Raw genomic sequence first — 22,825 nt, 5'->3', positions numbered from 1 at the left:
AAAATAAAAGCAAAAATAAAGGGGCCTAACAAATGAACGTCGACATTTTAAAGATCTTTGTTACTGTCGTTGAACAAAAACATTTTTCGCGTGCTGCGGAACTATTAAACCTTTCACAACCTGGCGTTAGTATGCACATTCGCAACCTGGAAAATGAATTTGGGACTACACTTATTCAGCGCTCCCCAAAGCACGTCCAAGTTACGGAAGCTGGAAACATATTATACATACACGCAAAGCAGATGCTCTCACTTTATGAAGATGCAAAACAGGAAATTAATGCGCTGCATAACGTCGTAACAGGGACACTTCGCATCGGCGCTAGCTTTACAATTGGCGAATACTTACTTCCAAAAATACTTGCGCGCTTTGCCAATGAAAATGCACACGTCGAAGTTCATACATTTATCTCCAATACGGAAGAAGTTTTGCAAAGCCTCCGCTCTAATCAAATTGATATCGGCTTAGTGGAAGGCCAAGTCGTATACGCTGACGTAGATGTTGAAACTTTTATGCAAGATGAAATGAAACTCGTCGTCCCGCCAAACCACCCATTGCTCCATATCAAGGGGATTAACGAAAATGCATTGCAAGACCAAGTCTGGGTATTAAGGGAGAGCGGCTCTGGCACACGTGCCTATAGCGATCGATTTATACACCAACATCATTTAAAAATGAAACGCTTCTTTACATTTAGCAGTATTCAAAGCGTGAAGGAAGCCGTTGCAGCCGGTCTTGGCATCGCCATCCTTTCAGATTGGACTGTTCGAAAAGAACTATTAGCAAAAGAACTATTCCACATCCCTGTTCCGAACGAAGAGCTAATCCGTCCATTCTCCATCGTGCGCGGCAAATATTTTATCCCGTTTAAAGCTATTCAAGTCTTTTTAAAACACGTAGATTCTTTTGCGAAAAAACAGAGTTGACCTTCACATTAGTGTGAAGGTTTACAATACATGTAAAAGGAGTGAAACGCATTGCGAATTGGAGAGTTATCAAAAGAAACTGGGGTTAGCGAAAGGGCACTAAGACATTATGAAGAAAAGGGATTACTCCCTTCGAAACGCCTAGCAAATGGCTACCGTGATTTTGATGAAAGTGCAATCGAAAAAGTAGAGCTGATTCAAATGTACTTGCAAATCGGCTTAAATTTAGAAGAAACAGAACGAATGCTACGTTGCCTTGAAATCGAGCCCCATCTTTACGAAAATCCGTGTAGTAGTATCCTTGCACTTTACGAAGACAAACTTGATGAGGTAACGAAGCAAATCACATTACTTTCCAACATTCAAACGAATTTACAAAAACACGTTTCACTCCTAAAACAAGCAAAAGAAAAGGGATGATTACATGTTTGTTATACATGGCAGTTCAAGACAAAACGGAAATACGGAAGCTTTAACACATATGGTGATTGATGGGATTGAAACAGAACAAATTTACTTGCGTGATCATATCGTCCACCCAATCATAGATCAGCGCCATGATGTAGAAGGATTTCAACCTGTAAATGATGACTACGAGCAGTTAACCAAACGCATGCTAGAGCACGACACGATTATCTTCGCTACACCGCTATACTGGTACGGAATGAGCGGCCACATGAAGAACTTCGTTGATCGCTGGTCACAAAGCTTGCGTAATAAATCTCTTCATTTCAAAGAAAAAATGAAAGGCAAAAAAATGTACGTTGTCATCGTTGGCGGAGACAGTCCAAAACTGAAAGCATTGCCGCTTATCGCCCAGTTTCAATATATCTTTGATTTTGTTGGTTCATCATTTGAAGGGTATATTATTGGGGATGCGAATGGACTAGATGAAATCAAGAACGATGCTGAAGCGCTGGCAAAAGCACAATTGTATAATAATAAATTCAAAAATAGCACACAGAAATAAGTTTGACAAATCCATTTGTATGCGCATACAATAAAAATAATATTATGAAAGGAAGGTACTTTGACCAATGAAGTTCTAATTCTCTTATTTATTTCATCCATCACAAATAGTGAACAAAAATGATGAAAACTAGCAGAGGATTAGTCTGTCCATTTGTCGATACTTTCTTTCGATACGATCATGTAAAAAATCGTTTATTTATGTACGATTTTTACATTGAAGGACGACATTTATCCTCTCTAGTGAAACTAGGGAGGTTTTTTTATGACTATTTTAATCGCACGTAATATCGAAAAGAGCTTTGGTGATCGCACCATATTTACGTTACCATCACTAGAAATCCAAGCAAACGATCGTATAGGAATTGTCGGAGTCAACGGAGCTGGAAAATCTACGTTATTACAAATATTAAGTAAAGAAATAGAAGCTGACAAAGGCACAGTAACTCATCATAGTTCTATCGCCATTATCCCACAGCTTAGCGAGGGGATACCGGAAACCGCTTCTTCCCTCGCTAAGGGCAAATGGAATATTTCAAACGTCGCAAATTCAATGAGCGGCGGTGAACGAATGCGCCTAAAGATCGCCCATGCCCTCGAACAAGATGCAGGCATTCTATTTGCTGATGAGCCAACAAGTCACTTAGATATGTTCGGTACAGAGCAATTAGAAAAGGCACTTTTATCTTATAAAGGTGCACTTGTTTTAATATCGCATGATCGTGATCTTTTAGATGCCATATGTACAAAAATCATCGAAGTTGAAGACGGTACTATTCAAGAATATAAAGGTAATTATTCAAACTATCGAAAGCAAAAAGAACGTGAGCGAATACAAAAGGAAGCAGAATATGATCAATATATACAAGAAAAAAATCGGTTAGAACAGTCAATTTCACAAAGAAAGCAACGTGCTTCTAGCATGACAAAAATCCCAACACGGTTCAGTTCATCTGAATCTAAACTTTATAAGTGCAGCGGGGCTCATGGGCAAGAAAATGTTAGCAAAGTAGCGAAAGCACTAGAAACACGCCTTGAAAAGTTGGAACAGAAAGAAAAACCGAAGGACTTTTCTCAAGCTCAGTTTGACGTACAATACCACACACCAATTCATAGTAAAGCAGTTGTTCAATTTAATAAAACAACGAAGAAAATAGGGGATCGCACACTATTTAAAAATATGAATGGAACAATTGTCCCTGGGGCAAAACTTGCTATTTTAGGGGAAAACGGAAGCGGAAAAACAACTTTGTTCAAAATGCTTCTCGCGAACGAGCGTGGCATTCAGCTTTCGAAAAGTTGTAAAATTGGATACTTTGAACAAACATTATCTATTTTAAAAACAGATAAAACAATTTTAGAAAACGTTCTAGAAGAAACAAACTATACAGAATCGTTCGTTCGAACAATACTTGCACGGCTCCTATTCCGCCGTGAAGATGTTCATAAACCTGTGCACATCTTAAGTGGTGGAGAACGCATGAAGGTTGCACTCGCAAAAGTATTTTTAGGAAACTATAATATGCTTCTGCTCGACGAACCGACAAATTATTTAGACTTGGCAACGCAAGAAGAATTAGAAAGCATGTTACAGGAGTATCCTGGTACAATACTTTTCATTAGCCATGACCGTGCCTTTATTCGTTCTGTTGCAAACCATATTCTACAAGTAGATGAGAGCGAACCAAGAATATTCCACGGCAATTACGAGCAATACACAAAAAGAACCACCCAAGCTTCTGTAAACGTTACTGAACAAGAATTATTGCGATTACAAACAAAATTAACAGAAATCATCAGCCGGATTTCTATCCCAAATCAGCATGATGACATCACATTTCTCGAACAAGAATACGAAAAATTATTAGTTCGAATTCGGCAGTGTAAAGAAGCGCTCTAATGTCTTCCCCATATATCGACGGGACCTTCCACATTTTCCAAGAAATATCGAGGCTTCGACATAGAATATCACCCTACCTATCATGTTAGACACAATAACAACAAAAAGCCGTGCACCAGCACGGCTTTTCACTTTATCCCGCTATTTGTGGACAGTAAGACTCCCACCTCAAAATTCGGCTTGAGCAAAGAAGTTAGGCGGGCGTCGGGCTACCCGTAAACGCCCGATTGGTGAGGGCTAATAATCAGTGGGGGATGAACCCCCCACTGATTAAAGTTTCACTTTATATACGGACAGCAGTCCCACTCACCGCAACCATTAGCATTCCTTCGCGAACTACTTCGTAGTCCACATCGATACCAACAATGGCGTTCGCATTTTTTTGTCTTGCGAGAGTTTTCATCTCTTCCATTGCAATGTCGCGCGCTTCTTTTAATTTACTTTCGTAGGCGCCTGCGCGACCACCGACAACGTCACGGACAGAAGCGAAAAGGTCACGCACGATATTCGCACCCATGATCGCTTCGCCATTAACGATATCGATATACTCAATAATTTCTTTCCCTTGAATTGTAGAAGTTGTTGTTACAATCATGCTTTATAGCCTCCCATATAAGATTTTCACTTACTTATGGTGCACTAATTCAGCAGAAATTATATTTACGAACTAAACTGCGCCTCATACAATCGGCTGTAACCCTCGCCTCGTTTGATTAGTTCCTCATGTGAACCTTGTTCTGCGATACCGTCTTTATTTACAACGACGATGCGATCTGCATTTTTAATCGTTGCAAGCCTGTGAGCGATAACTAATGTTGTACGGCCAACAGATAGTTCTGCAAGTGATTTTTGGATAGCAAGTTCTGTCTCTGTATCTAGCGCAGAAGTTGCTTCATCTAAAATTAAAATTGGCGGGTTCTTCAAGAACATACGGGCAATTGCTAAGCGCTGCTTTTGTCCTCCTGAAAGTTTCACACCACGCTCACCAATAACTGTATCTAAACCGTCTGATTGCGAGTAAATTAAGTCCTCTAGCTGAGCACGTTTTACCGCCTGCCAAATTTCAGTTTCTGAAGCTTTTAAGTTTCCGTAAGCGATATTTTCACGAATTGTTCCTGAGAATAAGAAAACATCTTGCTGTACAATTCCGATTTGCTTACGAAGTGACGATAACGTCATCTCTTTGGTGTCAATGCCATCAATTTGAATTGATCCAGATGATTGTTCATAAAAACGAGGTAATAAACTACATAGTGTTGTTTTCCCTGCCCCTGATGGTCCAACGAAAGCAACTGTTTCACCTGCATGTATTTTCAAACTAATATCGTTTAAAATCGGCTCTTTATTTTCATATCCGAACGTGATGTTATTGTATTGAATATCGCCGTGTACATGTTTAACTTCTATTGCACCTTTAGAATCTACAATATCCGGCTCTGTTTCCAGAAGTTCTACATATCTTTTAAAACCAGCGATTCCTTTCGGATAACTTTCAATAACCGCATTAATTTTTTCAATTGGGCGGAAGAAAATATTCGTTAATAAAACGAATCCAATAAATCCACCGTACGTTAATTCACCTTGCAGAACAAACCATGTACCACATATTAATACAAAGAGTGTTACAAGACGCATCAGCATATAACTAATCGATGAATTTAACGCCATAATTTTATACGCCATTAATTTTGTTGTACGGAAACGAGCATTATTTACAGCAAATTGCTCTTTCTCAAACTTTTCATTTCCGAATGCTTGTACAACGCGGATACCACCTACATTGTTCTCGATACATGCATTGAAATCAGCAACGTCTGAGAATAAACGTCTAAACGTACCTGTCATTTTTTTATTGAAGTAAAGTGCCAACCATAATAAGAACGGGATTACGAAGAATGTTAGAAGTGCTAACTTCCAGTTAATCATCATCATAAATGAAAATGCTCCAACTAAAGTCATAATGGCAATGAATAAATCTTCTGGTCCATGGTGAGCAATTTCCCCAATTTCCATTAAATCGTTTGTAAGACGTGAAATTAAATGACCTGTTTTATTATTATCAAAAAATCTGAATGATAGCTTTTGAATGTGATCAAATAATTTCTGCCTCATATCTGTTTCAATGTTAACCCCAAGCATATGTCCCCAATATGTAACGACATATTGCAAACCTGCATTTAACACATAAACTACGAACAAGCCGAAACAAGCCCATAAAATAAGCGTCCAATTTTGTCCTGGTAATAACTTATCAATAAATTGATTTACGATAAGCGGGAAACCAAGTTCGAGTAAACCTGCAATAACTGCACAGGAAAAATCGAGTACGAATAAACCTTTGTACGGTTTATAGTAAGAAAAAAATTTACGTAGCATATCTTTCCTCCCTTTTCCAAATTAAAAGACTCTCTAAATGATAACCATTATCAAATAATTATTCAAGTTATCCGTCTATGAAACTAAAAAAACCTTCATCTATATTTGATGAAGGTTTCCATTTTATTTTATATAGCTTCCGAATCCCACTCGTGCTCTTGCTGAACAAATACAACACCTAATTCATGATGTCCCCCGGCGTATAATGCCGTTTGAGCAAGACGAAGCTCACCATTTGTATCTACTACTTCTAATTTACAAAACGCTCCTGTCGTCTTCGTTTGAAGCGCGTCATAAAACTCTTCGGTACTTCTTGGAATGATTCCATTTACTTTCGTAATAACTTCTCCAGGCTTTAAATTCATCTCTGCCCCAATTGTATTCGGAATTGTATCTAACACAACAAGTCCATCATTACGTGCGGCAAAGTATGCTGGTCTTTTCTCGTCTGCAATTTTCTCTTGCATCGAGATTGTAAAGCGTCCAAGCATTGCGACTCCCATCGCGATAATTGCGAGTACGTGCCACCAGTAACTTGCGATACCTAAAACGAGTACGAGCCCCGCTAAACCATAGACGCGTCTTCCTGTAAATAATAAAGCTTCCGTCGGCTCATAACTTCTAACCTTTCTCATAAATCCAATTAAAAATGGAACGAGGAATAAAGAGTATGTAGTCGAACCTATTGAAACGACAGGCCACCAAGAAATAAATCCTGTCACCGCGTCTCCTGGTATAAGAATAAATACTGGTACAAGCCATAAACGATTGGATTCATGTAGTCCAATTCGTAGCCCACGCTTACCTTTGTTAATTTTTGGCGTAGAATAACGAACTGCATTTTTAGAGATTAATAAACCCTCTACAACGAGCATAACGCCTAGTAAAATAGCAAGGGATACAATCGTACCCTCTTCACCTTCTCCAAGCTGTAAGAAGGAAACTGGCATCTTAGACGATAACAACACGAGTGCAATCGCTATTCCGAAAGTATAAGCTACAGATAAATATCGATACATAGCAGTTAATCCGAATAATAACGTCCAAAGTAAAATTGCCCATAAACTCGCTTTTGAAACAACAAGCCCAAGCCCAATCGTAATAATAGATACGATTAATCCGTACCCAATACCTGCAAATAGAGTTGTTCGTAGTTCAAACCAAATATCATATACTTTAAAAGAAAAATCTTTTCGTTCTCGTAATATACGTAAGTATCCAACGAAGATACTACTAATTAAAAATACATAGACAGCAGGGTGTAAGAAAAAACGTCCAACCGCTCGTAGTATTTCAAAAAGCCATGCCTCCACGAATTCATTCACCACCATTTATATCATTCTTTCTTTTTATCTTATCATATTTAACACATAAAAAAATACAGGCATCAAAGTGCCTGTATTCTTTCTTATTTCGCTATTAATTTCAATGCCGTCTGTAATTGTAAATCATTTTCTCCAGAACGGATTTTTTCAATGATTTTAGTTTGAATCGCTTCAGCTGTCTTTTTATCAAGTTGCCCTGTCGCTTCCATCTCATTCGCATTTTGGAATGCTTTTAGTGCTGATTCTGTCTCTTTGCTAAAGTATCCATCTTCACGTCCTGGTACATATCCTAAGCTCTTAAGCATTTCTTGCGCGTGTTTTACTTGTACATCATTTGAATTGTATGAAAGTGTCTTTTCAATTTGAATTGGTGTCGCATGATAATAATCTGGTTGCTTCACTTCTACAGTTGGCGCGATTCCTTTTTTATGAATCCAATTGCCATCTGGTGTTAACCATTTAAACATTGTTAATTTAATGTTGCTGCCATCTTTAAATGGAACAGCCTGTTGAACAGTACCTTTACCAAACGTTTTTTCACCAATTAAATCGTATCCTTCTCCTTCTTTTAGCGCACCAGCTAAAATCTCTGAAGCAGAAGCACTTCCATTATCAATTAATACTGAAATTGGATATGACTTTCTCTCTTTCAGTTCCGTAGAGAATTTCTTCTTCTCACCATTTCGCTGTTCTACTTGTAGCATTGGCTTTTTATCTGTCATGATGTCTCCTAGTATATCTTCTACACTATTTAAATAACCGCCAGGATTACCACGCACGTCAATAACTAAGCCTTTTATGTTTTTCTTCTCTAGCTCTTTTAACTGATCCTTAAATTCTTTCGCAGTATTTTCAGCGAAAGAAGTAATTTGCATATAACCGATATCTTTTCCGCTATCTTGCTTTACGGAACTAAATACAGTGAAAATCGGAATCTTTTCACGCTTAATTTTAAATTCTATCGGATCAGCCACTCCTGCGCGCTTAATTTCAATTGCAACAGTCGTTCCTTTTTTACCACGAATTTTTAATACTGCTTCTTCACGTGATAAATCTTTCACACTATTTCCATCTACAGATAAAATTTGGTCATTCGGTTTAATTCCTATCTTTTCTGCTGGTGAACCTTTAATTGGCGATACGATAATAAGCTTACCGTCCGTCTTGTTCACTTCAGCTCCAATCCCTTCAAGTTCAGGATCTAATGACTGACTAAACTGTTTTGCCGTTTCTTTATCCATATACGTGGAATAAGGGTCCTTCAGCGTAGACAACATTCCCTGTATCGCACCTTCGACTAATTTGTCGTCTTTCACGTCTTCCACATAACGTGAATCAATTAGTGCATACGCCTCATTAATCTTTACCAAATTCCCTTGCGCTGTGCCAGCATTACCATTCGATACTGTTTGCGTTACATACGCTGGGTTTATCCCAAACCAGTACATACCACCAAACATCCCGCCAGCACCAATTAAAAATGCAACAACCATTCCAATAATTGCAACTCTACGTTTCAATGCGGAATTCCCCTTTCCAGAACACACAGGTGGTGTAGCAAAAGGCATCACACGATGTGTGATGCCTTTACCTATTTCTACTATATGATAAGCTTGTACGAATTATGTTTGCAACTTTTTATACTTTTAAGAAGCGACGAATTGACATTACACTTCCCCACATACCGATTAATGCACCGATTAACATTAATAAACCAGCTAATTGGAATACGAATGGGTTGTATGGTAGAAGCTCGAAAATTGTTCCGCCAAGTTTTTCATTAAACACACCTTGCAACGAATTATACATAACTAAAATTAGGCCAATTGGAATAATTGATCCTAATACTCCTAGGAATAATCCCTCTAACAAGAACGGCCAACGAATAAACCAGTTTGTTGCACCAACAAGTTTCATAATTTCAATCTCAGTACTACGAGCATAAATTGTAATTTTAATTGTGTTAGAGATTAAGAACATCGCTGTGAATAGAAGACCCGCAATTAATGCAATCCCGATGTTACGACCAGTTTTTACAGTATCAAATAATTTTTCAACTTGACCTTTACCGTATTGAACATTACTTACAAACTGCATTTTCTCAATCTTTTTCGCAATTGTTGCCGTATCTGTTGGTTCTTTCGCCTTTACAACAAATACGTTTTTCAGTGGGTTATCTTGCTCAAATAACTCGAACGTTTTTCCACTATCGCCTAAGCTTTTAATTAAACGTTTCAACTCTTCTTCTTTAGAAGAATATTTAATAGAATCTACTTTCGCAATTTTACTCATATCTTCTTCTAATTTCTTTTGATCAGCTTCTTTTGCTGCTGGATCAACATGCACACGAATTTCTACATCTTGCTCTACTTTCGTCGCAAAATGGTTCATATTCATAATCGCTGTCAAAAAGACACCTACAAGTAATAATGTAACTGTTACTGCACTTACAGAAGCAAATGTCATCCATCCGTTACGGGATAGATTTTTCACACCTTCTCGCAAATGTCGACTAAGGGTTTTAGCCTTCATATCCGTATCCTCCCTCAATCTCGTCTCGAACAATTCTTCCGCCTTCAATTGCAATTACACGATGACGAATTGTATTTACGATATCTGCGTTATGTGTCGCCATAACAATCGTTGTACCACGCTCATTAATACGTTTAAAAATCTTCATAATATCAAGAGCTGTTTCAATATCTAAGTTACCTGTTGGCTCATCGGCAATTACAACCTTTGGCTTATTTACAATCGCTCTTGCAATCGCCACACGTTGTTGCTCTCCGCCCGAAAGCTCATTTGGAAGTGCATCGGCACGCTCTTCAAGACCAACAAGACCTAACACTTCTGTAACGCGCTCACGAATCGCTTCCTTCTCTTCTTCAATTACTTCTAAAGCAAACGCAACATTCTCATATACCGTTAATTTAGGTAGCAATTTAAAATCTTGGAAAATCACGCCTAATTGACGACGGAAATATGGAACATCTCTTTCTGCTAATGTTTCAATTACAAGTCCATTTACATTAATTGATCCTGTAGATGGCTTCTCTTCACGATACATCATTTTAATAAATGTAGATTTTCCGGCTCCACTCGGTCCAACTACGTATACGAATTCACCTTGTTTAATGTTAACTGTGAGACCAGCAATGGCTTTCATACCATTTGGGTACTCCTTATAAACATTCGTCATTTTTATCATTATTTATCACCCAATACTTAATGATTTTTTTAGAAATACTTTTCTGTACATTTGAAAATAAAAGAAAAACCTTTATTTTCGTTCGACCATTCTTGTTGAAGGTAGCTTCCATACATGCTTTTTATTAGCAACGCTACTCTATGTAATATATTTCATCAAAATTCTACAAACCCCATTGTAACATCAATCGGTTTCCAATTCGGATACATTTTTGTTACAGTTATGTTACATCCTAATAAAAGGTAAACGAGCTCATGTAATTACTTAACTCGAAGTACTTTTCGGTCAAGTTATACAATCAGCTCGTTTATTAATTACGTTTCTTATTTATGCTCCGCTAACCATTCAGCTACTTTTTTCGCATCTTCACCTTGAATAATTCCTGGTGACATTGAACCCCGGCCTTTTTCAATAATCTTTTCAATCTCTGCTGCGTCATATTTCTGTCCTACTTTTCGTAAATCTGGTCCAGTTGCTCCTGATAAATCTTTAGCGTGACAACCTATACAACTTTTTTGGTAAATTTGCTCTGCGCTATCTGTGCTATCTGTGCTTGCAGATTGTTTTGATGGTTTACTCTCTTCTTTATTTCCACATGCTCCTAAAGCAAAAACGACTGACGTCCCCAGCGTAATAGCCAACAATTTCTTTTTCACTTCTATCGCTCCCCATTGTTGATATTCTTTTCATTCATAACTAGGCAATAGTTTTCATAACACATTCAATATTCATTATAAGCATTATCTTTATATAGAAAAACTAAGGTGTACTTCATATTTTTCACAAATATAGTGAGAAGCCTAATAAAATAAGCTTTCATAAATTGTTTCAATTCTGTGAACACCTTAAAAAATTCTATAAAGAGCCTTTTTCTCCAATCAAAACTGAGAAATTCTATATAAAGTCCTACTCTATTACCACTTTGTTTTACTATTCTCTACCTTTTACAAAACAATATACGGCATCGTATTCTACATATAATCTCATCAAAAAGAGAAGTTGTCGTTTCCAACTTCTCTTCCTCTTTATTTCATCAATATAAATAAGATAAGCCTCTTTATATCCTCTTGGACCTCAGCATGTGCCAACAATTCTGTTGGCTTTTTCTCTTATTAAATACGAGAACGTAAATACGCATCAATAAACGGATTAATTTCTCCATCCATAACTGCTTGTACGTTACCAACTTCTGTATTTGTACGATGGTCTTTCACAAGAGAATACGGGTGGAATACGTAAGAACGGATTTGGCTTCCCCATCCAATTTCTTTTTGCTCTCCGCGAATCTCATCTAATTGTGCTTGTTGTTCTTCTAATTTCTTTTGATATAATTTCGCTTTTAGCATTTTCATCGCATGCTCACGGTTTTTAATTTGAGAACGCTCTGACTGACATGTTACAACCGTGTTTGTCGGTAGATGAGTTATACGAACTGCTGAATCTGTCGTATTAACGTGCTGTCCACCTGCACCACTTGCACGATACGTATCTATTTTCAAATCTTCTGTACGCACTTCAATTTCAACTTCATCATTGAATTCAGGTACAACTTCACAAGATACGAACGATGTATGACGACGACCTGAAGAATCGAACGGTGAAATACGTACAAGACGATGTACACCTTTCTCCGCTTTCAAGTAACCGTAAGCGTTATGACCTTTAATTAATAATGTAACACTCTTAATACCAGCTTCATCGCCCGGTAAGTAGTCAACCGTTTCTACTTTAAACCTACGTTTTTCAGCCCAGCGTGTGTACATACGTAATAACATAGAACCCCAGTCTTGTGACTCTGTTCCACCTGCACCTGGGTGTAATTCTAAAATAGCGTTATTTTTATCATAAGGATCGCTTAATAGTAACTGCAGCTCGTACTCATTCATTTCTTGAATTAAAGTTTTCACTTCTGATTCTAGTTCCTCATGTAAATCTTCATCATACTCTTCTTTAAGTAAGTCATGCGTCATCTCTAAGTTTTCGAACGTCTCATCTAACTGACGGAACCTTCCAACCATATCTTTCAGCGCATTCGCTTCATTAATTACAGCTTGTGCGCCTTGTTGGTCATCCCAAAATCCTGCGCCCATCATCGTTTCTTCTAATTCTGCAATTTGTTTTTCCTTAGTAGGAAGGTCAAAGAGACCCCCTAAAAGCCGCTAATCTCTTAGCCATTTTTTCTAGTTCTTGCCTAATTTCTACTAATTCCATTTCCTTCACCTCTATGTAATTGCTGTTACTTTCATATGAAAACAAGGGAAACTCTCTCCACTTATTACGGAGAGAGTTTAAACCTTTTCATTATACATTTTTGATGTAAAAGTTTGCAAAGCAGCCTGAACTACAGTTCCCTATTACTGCCCAATGCCACAACAGTTTTTATATTTCTTGCCACTACCGCATTTACATAAATCGTTGCGTCCCATTTGGTCACCTTTTACAACCGGTTTTTTCTTCGCGTCTTCGCCATCGCTTGATGGATGAACAGCTTCACCTTGAACAACTTCTTGACGCTCTAAGTTTTGCTCAATTTCAGCTTTCATAATGTAACGAGAGATTTCCTCTTCAATAGAAGCGATCATCGACTCGAACATTGCGAATCCTTCCATTTGGTATTCACGAAGTGGATCGATTTGTCCGTAAGCACGTAAATGAATACCTTCACGAAGGTGATCCATTGCATCGATATGATCTGTCCATTTCGTATCTACAACACGGAATACAACAACCTTTTCGAATTCACGCGTCTGCTCTTCAGGTAGAAGCTTCTCTCTTTCGTTATAACGCTCTAACAATTTCGCGATAATTGATTCGCTCATTTCTTCTGGAGCAAGGCGGCGTAACTCTTCTTCTTTTACATCTCCTTCTTCAAGAAGGTTCGTATTTAAGTAATCGACAAGACCTTTAATGCTCCAATCTTCTTCGATTTCTTCTTGCGTATGAAGTGCAACAGCACGTTCTATCGTAGATTTCATCATACCTTCAATAATACTGCGTAAGTTCTCTGAATCCATTACTTCTTGACGCTGTTTATAAATTACTTCACGTTGTTGACGAAGTACATCGTCGTATTGCAATAGCTGCTTACGTGCATCATAGTTATTTCCTTCCACACGTTTTTGCGCAGATTCTACCGCACGAGAAACCATTTTACTTTCGATTGGCTGTGAATCATCCATACCAAGGCGATCCATCATCGCTTTCATATTGTCAGAACCGAAGCGGCGCATTAGTTCATCTTCCATTGATAAGTAGAACTGTGTTACACCAGGGTCCCCTTGACGACCAGAACGACCACGTAACTGATTATCAATACGACGACTTTCGTGACGCTCTGTACCGATAACTGCTAGACCGACGTTTCTAATATCGTCGCCTAACTTAATATCCGTACCACGACCAGCCATATTCGTCGCAATTGTTACAGCGCCTTTCATACCAGCTTCTGCAATGATATCTGCTTCACGCGCATGGTTTTTTGCATTTAAGATATTATGACGTACACCTTTACGTGTTAACATTTTTGAAATAAGCTCTGACGTTTCAATTGCAACTGTACCAACAAGAATAGGTTGCCCTTGCTTATGACGATTTACAATATCCTCAACAACTGCATTGAATTTACCTTCCATTGATTTGAAGATTAAATCAGCACGATCATCACGAATAATATCTTTATTCGTTGGAATTACGATAACATTCATATTGTAAATACTACGGAATTCTTCTTCTTCCGTTTTTGCTGTACCAGTCATACCAGATAATTTTTCGTACATACGGAAGTAGTTTTGGAACGTAATTGTTGCAAGCGTCATACTTTCATTTTGAATTTCTACGCCTTCTTTTGCTTCAATAGCTTGATGTAAACCTTCGCTATAACGACGACCTTTCATAAGACGACCAGTGAATTGGTCTACGATTACGATTTCGCCTTCTTGTACAACATAATCTGTATCAAGGTGCATAACAACGTGTGCACGAAGCGCCTGATTAATATGGTGAAGAAGTGCTACATGTTTTAAATCGAATAAGTTATCGATATGGAAAGCTTTCTCAGCTTTCGTAATACCATCTTCTGTTAACATTACATTTTTCGTTTTCACATCAAATGAATATTCTTTTTCATTTTCTAATGTACGAACGAATGCATTTGCAAACATGTATAGCTCTGCTGATTTTTGAGCTTGTCCCGAAATAATAAGCGGCGTACGTGCTTCATCGACTAAAATAGAATCGACTTCATCGATGATAGCAAAATTAAGTGGACGCTGAACGCACTGCTCTCTATATAACACCATGTTGTCACGTAAGTAATCGAACCCAAGCTCGTTATTTGTGCTATACGTAATATCAGCAGCATAAGCAGCTTGTTTCTCTTCACGTGACATACTATTTAAGTTAATCCCTACAGTTAGGCCAAGGAACTCATGAAGTTGTCCCATTTCGCTCGCATCACGTTGCGCTAAGTATTCATTGACTGTAACAACGTGAACACCTTTTCCTGTTAATGCGTTTAAATATACAGGTAAAGTAGATGTTAACGTTTTACCTTCACCTGTTTTCATCTCAGAGATATTTCCTTCATGTAAGGCGATACCACCCATTAGCTGTACGCCATATGGACGCATTCCAAGAACACGATTCGCTGCTTCACGAACAACCGCAAAAGCTTCAGGAAGTAGATCATCTACTGTCTCACCTTTTGTTAGACGTTCTTTAAATTCAATCGTCTTTCCTTTTAATTGTTCATCAGTTAGCGGCTTAATAGATGATTCTAATGCATCAATTTGCTCCACTGTCTTCTGCATACGTTTAATTTGGCGTTGGTTGACATCAAATACCTTTTTTAAAATACCGATCATAGGAAATACGCTCCTCTTTTATTAAAATAAAACTTCCGATTGCTTTCTTTTTCTCTTTACAATCAGTCGTTATAAAAATCAAATTTATGTTATGCCAATTTTTCTCCTAATTAAAAAACTAAAATGTATAAACCTAATGATAATTGTAACACTTGTCTTATAACTATGACAACAATCGTCCAAATGTCGAGCCGTAGATTCAGAAAAAGTTTTTATTTTATTTTATTTCTTCCAACAAACTACTATCTCTTCGTTACAAATTTTGTATTAAATCTAAGTAGTATTCTTTCAAGTTCTCTTTTAAAGAAGATGGCTCAATTATTTTTATAGTTTTACCAAAACTAGCTAGATATGAAATGATAAAGTTGATTTCAGCAGGCTCATAAGTTTCTATTAAATATGTATCTTCACATTCTTCCCATAATTTCATCGAAGGATATTGTTGTTGCTTGAATATCTCTATCCCCCTCGCAGTAATTGAGCATTTAAATTGAATAGCTTGTTCAGTTGCCTTCCAAAGACCATGTGCGTTATGTATATTTATATTTTCCAAATCCAGACTATCCTGAGCATCTACCATTTCTAACGACCTAATACGATCACAGCGAAACACTCGATAAGTCGCTTTATCTAAATCGTAAGCCTGACAATACCAATAACCTTTCATTGCATAAATCGAAATCGGCTGAATACGGCGCATTGTCGTTTGTTTCGGCGTTACATAGTTTATAGTTAAAGCCCTATTTTGAACAGCAGCTAACAAAATCTCTTCTAGATAACCACATTCATGTGCTTGTTCCAAATGAAAAAAGGACACTCTTTTTTGCAAGTTTTCAATTTGCTCACGCTGTTTTGACGAAACACTATCTAAAAATTTCTTATTAATCGAACGAAACGAGATTTGAAAAGGAATACTTACAAAACTACTTAGTGCTTGCATTGCAAAATAAAGTGCAAAAACTTCATGATTTGTAAATGAAATCGGTGGTAATGTCATCGTCTTTATTAAACGATACCCTCCATACCGACCATACTCTGCAAAAAGAGGTACACCCATTTCCTCTAATGATGCAATATCACGTAAAGCTGTCCTTTTTGAAATTTGAAATTCATCCATTAAATCTTTCAATGTGAATATTTATTTTTGATTAATAAAACGTAGCATCTGATTTAAACGCTCAACTTTTTTCATAAACTCTCCCTATAGGTGCCAATGCGTGGCACCTTATATTTGTATAGTAATAAGTGTAAACATATATGAAGGAGGCAATACAATGAACTTTGAAGTAATCCCTTTTTTATCATTAAATGGGCAAGGTGCTAAAGCAATTGCATTTTACGAACAGTATTTAGACGCAAAAGTTTTATTTAAAAAGAATTATAAAGAAATGAAAGAAATAGATCCGAATTTCACGTATAAAGAAAGCCAAGAACATTATATTACCCATTTCGTTTTACAAATTGGCACTAATAAAATTATGATTGCAGAATAGGCAGTGGGATTCCACACGTCCTTGGCAATTAAGTAATAGTTCATCATTATGCATTCAATCTAAAGATTTCCAAACCATTGAAGCACTTTATCACAATCTAATTCAACATGATGAGGTTTATATTTTAACACCTTTTGCAAAAAACTCCTTCAGCCCGGGTTACGCCATTGTGCGAGATCCTTTTGGAATAGTAATACAATTGACCGTTACAAAACATCACTTCTAAATTTCATTACGAATAAGCCATTTAAATTCATATCAATATTACAAGATAGGAAGGCAAAAACATATAAAAAAAGCGCAGCCATTTCGGCTGCGCTTTTGAATGATTATTTTGTTTCGATTAAACCATATTTCCCATCTTTACGGCCATATACAACATTAGTTTCATTTGTATCAGCATTTGTGAAGACGAAGAAACTATGTCCTAGCATATCCATTTGCAAGATCGCTTCTTCAACGTCCATCGGTTTTAAATCGAATCGTTTTGTACGTACAAGTTCTAATTCATCCTCTTCTACCGCATCCAGAACAGCTACTGCTTCCGGAAGGATAAAGTTAGTTTTCATAGAACCTTTCTCACGTAATTTACGGTTTACCTTTGTTTTATGTTTACGAATTTGTCGCTCAATTTTATCAACTACTAAATCAATCGCAGCGTACATATCGCTATTTGTTTCTTCTGCACGAAGTAATAAATCTGTAAATGGAATTGTTACCTCGATACGTTGCTTGTCAGAGTATACTTTTAAATTAACCTTAATCTCTGGGAATGTATCAAAATAACGCTCTAATTTACTTAGTTTTTTCTCTACATATTCCTTTAATGCTGGAGTTACTTCAATATTTTCACCACGAATGTTGAATTTCATAGATGAATTCCTCCTTTCAAGCCTATGTACTATAATTTCGACATTGGCTTAAAAACTCCTTCTAATTTTTTAAAAAATTAGTGGAATTGCGATTTTTTTATCGTTTTTTGTTGAAATGAAAAGATGCATCGTTTCTATCTTTATTTTATCCTATTAACATCGTGAATAACGAATGTAACTGTGGACAATTAGTTACAGAAAAGAAACAACTTTTTGACAACTCATCTAAAACAAAAAAGCCCTTGTTACGAGCAAGAGCTTTCGCCATCTATATAATGCTGCTAAAAATACAGCTCTATCTTTTCCAAAAACTTAATTTTTACAGTTTCACAACATTAGCCGCTTGTGGCCCACGTGCTCCATCAACAATATCAAACTCCACTTGTTGACCTTCTTCTAACGACTTATACCCATCTTGTTGAATAGCAGAAAAATGAACAAACACATCGTCACCATCTTCACGCTCAATAAACCCAAATCCCTTTTCTGCATTGAACCATTTTACTCGTCCTTGCATGTTCATTCCATTCCCTTCACTCTTAAAATCAGGGCATTCGCCCCATATTCTGACTATAGCGAATGACAAGACTGTAAGTCAAAGAAGACCTGTCGTCTTTTTATTACTCCTTTCGACATTCACATATTAACCTCTACAAAGCGTCAAACAAGAAACCTCTCTCGCTCCTCGATCATACAAAAGGCTTCCAATTTGCCTAACAGTAATTCCTGTCGTATACACATCATCCACGATTAAAACGTGTTGCTCATGAAACATCTCTTCTCCCTGAAAATAAAAAGGATTAACTCCCGATATCCTTTCTTTACGCTTCTTCTTACTTTGTTTTTCTGTTTCTATTCTTCTTAATGATGTACAAAACATTTTGATAGGCAAACAAGAAGCTAGTAACTCCGCTTGATTAAAACCACGCTCGTATTCTCGCTCTTCACTAAGAGGAACCGGAATGGCAACTGAAACATTCGCAAAATATTTTTGAAAAAGACTTCGAAAAGGCTGATGAAAAATATGCACTAATTCAGCATCTCCTCGAAATTTAAACTGTGCTAATATTTCTTTCATCCCTTCATCATACACATGCAACGAACGATTTATGAGAGACGGAAACCCCTGCTCGTTCGTCCACCTTATGCAGTCCATACAAATATCCCCGTTTTTATACTCAGCTGGTACAAGTTCTAAAGGCCGACCACACTCCTTGCAAATATCTCCTATAATATAGGAAAGTTTTTGTTCACATCTATCACATATATACTTTTTATGAAGCTTAACAAAAAAAGTGTACCAACTAATCGCATATGAAATATACTCATCACAAAGTAGACAATGCATCAATCTATCAATCCTTGTTCTTTAGCATTCTTATTCATACTTTGAATATGTTTTTTCGCACGCACCATCGCCTCTGTCTTTCCATAATGAAAATAAATAACATCTCCATGCGGTTCATCAGAGCTTCTGCCAGCACGCCCTGCAATTTGAACGAGAGCACTTTCTGAAAATATTTCTTCCTCAGCCCCTAAAACTGCGACTTGTAAATTTTTCACAGTTACTCCTCGTTCCAAAATCGTCGTTGTAACTAATAAAGGAATTTCTCCTTTTCTGAAAGCTGCTACCTTCTCTTTTCTCGCCGGATCTTCTGCATGCACACCGTCAATTTGATTGTTTAATGATTTTAATAACTGGCTAATTTCTTCTACATATCGCACATGAGGAACAAATAGAAAAATGGGGTATCGTTTCGATAAGTACAGATTTAACCATTGTAATAAAGCACGAGGAATTTTTTTACGTATAAGACCCTTTTTCCAATTTCCGCACCACCGAAATATCGGAACTGGCAATGGATGACGATGGTATCGTCCTGAAATAATAACCCCTTTTTGCTTACCACTTCGCAACTTACGCTTCCACTTTTCATCTGGAGTTGCAGTTAAATAAATACGTGCCGCCCTCTCTTTCATCGCTTCGTTTACTGCATACTGCAACATCTTATCTGCATGATACGGAAAAGCATCTATCTCATCTACAATCATGACATGGAACGCCCTATAATAACGTAACAATTGATGTGTAGTTGCAACGATTAACGCCGCATCTTTTTCTCGGTCTAAACTCCCTCCGTATAAAGCAGCTACATTTATATTTGGAAACACTTCTTGTAATCTTGGTGCTAATTCAAGTACAACGTCCGTTCTCGGCGTTGCAATACAAACTCTTTCTCCCTTTTGTAGTGCCTCTGCAATTCCGCGAAACAACATTTCTGTTTTTCCAGCCCCGCACACCGCCCAAATAAAAAATGATTCTTTCTGCTTAACAGCGTCAACGACACTTTGCGCAGCTAACTCCTGACCGTCAGACAAAACGCCTTCCCACTGTAACGGATTCAAATAACTTTCTCCGCTTATTTCAGCAATCCCGCGAACAAGTACAGTACATTCACTTACCCTGCCCATCGTTATACATTTCCGGCAATACGTACATACTTCATTGCACCTTTTACATAGCAATGATACAAATAGTCGCTGCTCTATATTTCCGCAGCGCTGACACATATATTTTGAAGACTTCTTAATTACCCCTTGCACACAAACGACGTCTTGATTCCTTTTCAGATGATCCAATTTATTCTGCAAATCTGAAGAGAGTTCTTCTAACAGTAACTGTCTACCAGCTAACATCATCAATAGCCACCTCCAGCACTACTATAAATCCTTCTCTTTATCTCGTAAAAACTCAAAAAAGCCGATAACCTACTTATAAAATAGTAGGCTATCGACTTTATACACGTTTTTTATTCAATTATAAATCCTATAATCTACCGTAACCTAAGAAATGCTTTTGGTTGTAGCTACTGCTTAAGCTAGCGTAAGCAATCCCTTTATCACCAGCATGAATCATCTGGTCGTTACCAACGTAAATACCGATGTGAGATGGACCTGCTTTATAAGTACCTTGGAAGAATACTAAATCTCCAGGTTGTGGGCTACTTACTTTCGAAACTGAGTTCCAGTAACCTGCAACGTCTTGACGACCTACACCATAAATGTAAGAAATAAATCCACTACAGTCAAAACCACCGTTTGATGGAGATGCACTTCCCCAAACATATGGCATACCTAAGTATTGTCGTGCTTTACCAATCACGCCAGTATCCGGACCTGGCTCTGGTTTTTTATCTTCTTGTTTAGGTGTCTCTTTTTTAGGCTCTTCTTTTTTAGGCTCTTCTTTTTTAGGCTCTTCTTTTTTAGGCTCTTCTTTTTGAGCTTGTCCACCATTGTTTGCTGGAGCAGCTTGCTCTGCTGGCACTGCAGCAGGTGCTTGTTGAACTTGTGCTTCTTTAGCAGCTTGCTCTGCTTGTTTTTGAGCAGCAGCTTCTTGTGCAGCTTTTTCTTGCGCTTCTTTTTCAGCGATTTGTTGTAATTTTAATGCCTGTTGTTCAAGCTCTTTCAATTGACCTTCCGTACTTGTCATTGTAGTTACAACTGTATCCATTTTACCGCTTAAATCGTTTACTGCTGTTGCTTTTTTCTCTTTTTCAACGTCAAGTTCTTTCTTAGCAGTTTCAATTTGAGCTTGTGCTTCTTTTAATTCTTTTTGTTTTTCTTTTACTGTCTCAACATCTTTTTTCACGCTCGTTTGATCTTCTTGTTGTGTTTTCATGATATCTTCGTCAGATTCCATAATTTTAGACACAGAAGCTAAACGATCAACTAAATCTGCAACGTTTTTAGAGTTTACAAGAACTTCTGTTACAATGTTCGTATTTGGCTGTTCTTGTAGTGCAACTAAACGTTTTCTTAATAACTCTTCACGTTTTGCAATCTTTGTTTGTAGTTCTGCAATATCTTTATTTTTATTTTCGATTAATTGCTCAGTATCAGAAACTTTTTTTGTTGTTTCATCAAGTTTTGAAGCGTTCTCTTGAACAGACTTATCCAAACCTTGGATTGTTTTGTTTAAGTCATTCATTTGTTTTTGTAATTCATCACGTTCTTGTTGTTGTTTATGTAAAGTATCATTTTGTGTGTTAATTTGTGATTTCACGTCAGAAATTTTATCTTCTGCAAATACATTTGGTGTTAGCCCAGAAAACATTAACCCTGCAACTAATGCGCAAGATGCCATTTTTAGCTTTTTCATTTTATTTTTTACACCGCTTTCTTTTTTTCATTTTCCGTATATAACCTATTAAAATTTATACCATAATTCGGGAGTTTTTTTGCTAATGTTACGGTTTTGTAAAATAAATGTAATATTACATTTATCTCTATAGCAAAGTATATCTAAATTTGTATATATATGTAGAATTTTAAGAGCCTTACACCGTTTTTTATAGGATTGAAAAAAAACGTAAGGGAACCCCTTACGTTTTGAAAATACTCCAATATGAATGAAATAGAAACGTTACTTCATCCATTTCTCAGCCCAATTTTGGACCTCATCCATAACACTTTCCAACGCTTTCCCTTTATCAGTTACACCGTACTCGATTCTAACTGGTACTTCTGGATAAACATTACGAACTACAATACCTTCGCCTTCTAATTCCTTTAAACGTTCTGACAACATACGATCGCTCATATTCGGTATAATATCTGCGATTTCTCTGAAACGTTTCGGCTCTTCGAGCAAAGATTTAATAATTAAGCCAGTCCATTTCTTACTAAGCATTGTAAAAGCTGACTCAAACTTTGGACATAAACAAGAATTATGCTCCATATGTTTCACCTCTCTTCTATTATAATATAGTTTCTTGTAAAAAGTAAGTAATAAAACTTTCCTCATTATTTAATTTTACATACATTTTACCATTTCCAAATATTAACTTGTCAAATCCCCGTAAAAAAACCCTCTTCAAGTAAGAGAGCTTTTATA

At 37.1% G+C, this 22,825-nt stretch carries 20 protein-coding genes and 1 pseudogene; 5 read left to right on the top strand and 16 right to left on the bottom strand.

Translation table 11 applies throughout. The annotated features are described in order from the left end of the window. Positions 1-32: 32 nt before the first annotated feature. The 4 genes from MKX66_RS21485 to abc-f all read left to right on the top strand — a co-directional run bounded on the left by MKX66_RS21485 (position 33) and on the right by abc-f (position 3,795). Complete coding sequence (locus MKX66_RS21485; protein WP_341087109.1) at positions 33-926, top strand: LysR family transcriptional regulator; 894 nt, start codon at positions 33-35, stop codon at positions 924-926. Positions 927-977: 51 nt separating this feature from the next. Continuing rightward, a complete protein-coding gene (locus tag MKX66_RS21480) occupies positions 978-1,346 on the top strand; it encodes a MerR family transcriptional regulator (protein ID WP_002016114.1) in 369 nt (122 codons plus the stop codon). A 4-nt stretch (positions 1,347-1,350) separates the two neighbouring features. Next, positions 1,351-1,896, top strand: a complete 546-nt coding sequence (locus MKX66_RS21475; RefSeq protein ID WP_002016115.1) for a flavodoxin family protein — start codon at positions 1,351-1,353, stop codon at positions 1,894-1,896. Positions 1,897-2,160: 264 nt separating this feature from the next. After that, positions 2,161-3,795, top strand: coding sequence for a ribosomal protection-like ABC-F family protein (abc-f, locus tag MKX66_RS21470; RefSeq protein ID WP_215590401.1), 1,635 nt, complete (start codon positions 2,161-2,163; stop codon positions 3,793-3,795). Between the two features lie 283 nt (positions 3,796-4,078). On the opposite strand, the gene MKX66_RS21465 is transcribed toward abc-f, so the two are convergent. From MKX66_RS21465 to MKX66_RS21420, 10 genes are all read right to left on the bottom strand, one after another. Continuing rightward, a complete protein-coding gene (locus tag MKX66_RS21465) occupies positions 4,079-4,390 on the bottom strand; it encodes a heavy metal-binding domain-containing protein (protein WP_002068307.1) in 312 nt (103 codons plus the stop codon). A gap of 65 nt (positions 4,391-4,455) precedes the next feature. Further along, positions 4,456-6,171 carry an ABC transporter ATP-binding protein gene (locus MKX66_RS21460; protein ID WP_341087107.1) on the bottom strand — a complete coding sequence of 572 codons (1,716 nt, stop codon included), beginning with the start codon at positions 6,169-6,171 and terminating at the stop codon, positions 4,456-4,458. A 128-nt stretch (positions 6,172-6,299) separates the two neighbouring features. Beyond that, positions 6,300-7,484, bottom strand: a complete 1,185-nt coding sequence (locus tag MKX66_RS21455) for a PDZ domain-containing protein (protein WP_172798714.1) — start codon at positions 7,482-7,484, stop codon at positions 6,300-6,302. Positions 7,485-7,579: 95 nt separating this feature from the next. After that, on the bottom strand, positions 7,580-9,016 hold the full coding sequence (locus MKX66_RS21450; RefSeq protein WP_012261984.1) for a S41 family peptidase: 1,437 nt from the start codon (positions 9,014-9,016) through the stop codon (positions 7,580-7,582). 118 nt (positions 9,017-9,134) lie between these two features. After that, complete coding sequence (ftsX, locus tag MKX66_RS21445; protein WP_002089596.1) at positions 9,135-10,028, bottom strand: permease-like cell division protein FtsX; 894 nt, start codon at positions 10,026-10,028, stop codon at positions 9,135-9,137. Beyond that, positions 10,018-10,704 (bottom strand): cell division ATP-binding protein FtsE, encoded by a 687-nt coding sequence (gene ftsE, locus MKX66_RS21440; RefSeq protein WP_002016128.1) that lies wholly within the window; start codon positions 10,702-10,704, stop codon positions 10,018-10,020. The genes ftsX and ftsE overlap by 11 nt, the downstream gene beginning before the upstream one ends. Positions 10,705-11,027: 323 nt before the next feature. Beyond that, positions 11,028-11,360, bottom strand: coding sequence for a cytochrome c551 (gene cccB, locus MKX66_RS21435; RefSeq protein ID WP_341087105.1), 333 nt, complete (start codon positions 11,358-11,360; stop codon positions 11,028-11,030). Positions 11,361-11,816: 456 nt separating this feature from the next. Beyond that, positions 11,817-12,915 (bottom strand): peptide chain release factor 2 gene (prfB, locus tag MKX66_RS21430; RefSeq protein ID WP_100248371.1). Its coding sequence is split into 2 segments (ribosomal slippage): positions 11,817-12,842 and positions 12,844-12,915, totalling 1,098 coding nucleotides; the frame shifts between segments, so codons are not numbered across the junction. A gap of 143 nt (positions 12,916-13,058) precedes the next feature. Beyond that, positions 13,059-15,566 (bottom strand): preprotein translocase subunit SecA, encoded by a 2,508-nt coding sequence (secA, locus tag MKX66_RS21425; RefSeq protein WP_002034761.1) that lies wholly within the window; start codon positions 15,564-15,566, stop codon positions 13,059-13,061. 253 nt (positions 15,567-15,819) lie between these two features. Then, complete coding sequence (locus MKX66_RS21420) at positions 15,820-16,704, bottom strand: helix-turn-helix transcriptional regulator (RefSeq protein ID WP_341087661.1); 885 nt, start codon at positions 16,702-16,704, stop codon at positions 15,820-15,822. A gap of 136 nt (positions 16,705-16,840) precedes the next feature. On the opposite strand from MKX66_RS21420, the pseudogene MKX66_RS21415 reads away from it, so the two are divergent. Further along, positions 16,841-17,285, top strand: a pseudogene (locus MKX66_RS21415) (VOC family protein). Between the two features lie 103 nt (positions 17,286-17,388). On the opposite strand, the gene hpf reads toward MKX66_RS21415, so the two are convergent. The 6 genes from hpf to MKX66_RS21385 form a co-directional block, all read right to left on the bottom strand. Continuing rightward, on the bottom strand, positions 17,389-17,931 hold the full coding sequence (gene hpf / locus MKX66_RS21410) for a ribosome hibernation-promoting factor, HPF/YfiA family (RefSeq protein WP_002089603.1): 543 nt from the start codon (positions 17,929-17,931) through the stop codon (positions 17,389-17,391). Positions 17,932-18,250: 319 nt separating this feature from the next. After that, positions 18,251-18,448 (bottom strand): cold shock protein CspC, encoded by a 198-nt coding sequence (cspC, locus tag MKX66_RS21405; protein ID WP_001990088.1) that lies wholly within the window; start codon positions 18,446-18,448, stop codon positions 18,251-18,253. Between the two features lie 126 nt (positions 18,449-18,574). Continuing rightward, entirely contained in the window at positions 18,575-19,279 is a 705-nt protein-coding gene (locus tag MKX66_RS21400; RefSeq protein WP_002129929.1) for a ComF family protein, read from the bottom strand. Next, positions 19,279-20,628 (bottom strand): ATP-dependent helicase ComFA, encoded by a 1,350-nt coding sequence (comFA, locus tag MKX66_RS21395; RefSeq protein ID WP_215590406.1) that lies wholly within the window; start codon positions 20,626-20,628, stop codon positions 19,279-19,281. The genes MKX66_RS21400 and comFA overlap by 1 nt, the downstream gene beginning before the upstream one ends. A 130-nt stretch (positions 20,629-20,758) precedes the next feature. Continuing rightward, on the bottom strand, positions 20,759-22,090 hold the full coding sequence (locus MKX66_RS21390; protein WP_341087102.1) for a C40 family peptidase: 1,332 nt from the start codon (positions 22,088-22,090) through the stop codon (positions 20,759-20,761). 264 nt (positions 22,091-22,354) lie between these two features. Further along, complete coding sequence (locus MKX66_RS21385; protein WP_002089608.1) at positions 22,355-22,669, bottom strand: winged helix-turn-helix transcriptional regulator; 315 nt, start codon at positions 22,667-22,669, stop codon at positions 22,355-22,357. Positions 22,670-22,825: the final 156 nt, after the last annotated feature.

Origin of the sequence: Bacillus sp. FSL R9-9530 (assembly GCF_038008145.1) — a bacterium.
In the GTDB taxonomy this organism is placed as follows: domain Bacteria; phylum Bacillota; class Bacilli; order Bacillales; family Bacillaceae_G; genus Bacillus_A; species Bacillus_A mycoides.
Note: the sequence above shows the minus strand (reverse complement) of the source record. Positions and strands in the feature narration are given on the sequence as shown.

Excerpts from the sequence above, each read along its gene's own strand:
- MKX66_RS21485 (WP_341087109.1), top strand. The coding sequence starts at position 33 with ATGAACGTCGACATTTTAAAGATCTTTGTTACTGTCGTTGAACAAAAA.
- MKX66_RS21475 (WP_002016115.1), top strand. The coding sequence starts at position 1,351 with ATGTTTGTTATACATGGCAGTTCAAGACAAAACGGAAATACGGAAGCT.
- abc-f (WP_215590401.1), top strand. The coding sequence starts at position 2,161 with ATGACTATTTTAATCGCACGTAATATCGAAAAGAGCTTTGGTGATCGC.
- MKX66_RS21465 (WP_002068307.1), bottom strand. The coding sequence starts at position 4,390 with ATGATTGTAACAACAACTTCTACAATTCAAGGGAAAGAAATTATTGAG.
- MKX66_RS21460 (WP_341087107.1), bottom strand. The coding sequence starts at position 6,171 with ATGCTACGTAAATTTTTTTCTTACTATAAACCGTACAAAGGTTTATTC.
- ftsX (WP_002089596.1), bottom strand. The coding sequence starts at position 10,028 with ATGAAGGCTAAAACCCTTAGTCGACATTTGCGAGAAGGTGTGAAAAAT.
- ftsE (WP_002016128.1), bottom strand. The coding sequence starts at position 10,704 with ATGATAAAAATGACGAATGTTTATAAGGAGTACCCAAATGGTATGAAA.
- secA (WP_002034761.1), bottom strand. The coding sequence starts at position 15,566 with ATGATCGGTATTTTAAAAAAGGTATTTGATGTCAACCAACGCCAAATT.
- hpf (WP_002089603.1), bottom strand. The coding sequence starts at position 17,931 with ATGAAATTCAACATTCGTGGTGAAAATATTGAAGTAACTCCAGCATTA.
- cspC (WP_001990088.1), bottom strand. The coding sequence starts at position 18,448 with ATGCAAGGACGAGTAAAATGGTTCAATGCAGAAAAGGGATTTGGGTTT.
- MKX66_RS21400 (WP_002129929.1), bottom strand. The coding sequence starts at position 19,279 with ATGCATTGTCTACTTTGTGATGAGTATATTTCATATGCGATTAGTTGG.
- comFA (WP_215590406.1), bottom strand. The coding sequence starts at position 20,628 with ATGTTAGCTGGTAGACAGTTACTGTTAGAAGAACTCTCTTCAGATTTG.
- MKX66_RS21390 (WP_341087102.1), bottom strand. The coding sequence starts at position 22,090 with ATGAAAAAGCTAAAAATGGCATCTTGCGCATTAGTTGCAGGGTTAATG.
- MKX66_RS21385 (WP_002089608.1), bottom strand. The coding sequence starts at position 22,669 with ATGGAGCATAATTCTTGTTTATGTCCAAAGTTTGAGTCAGCTTTTACA.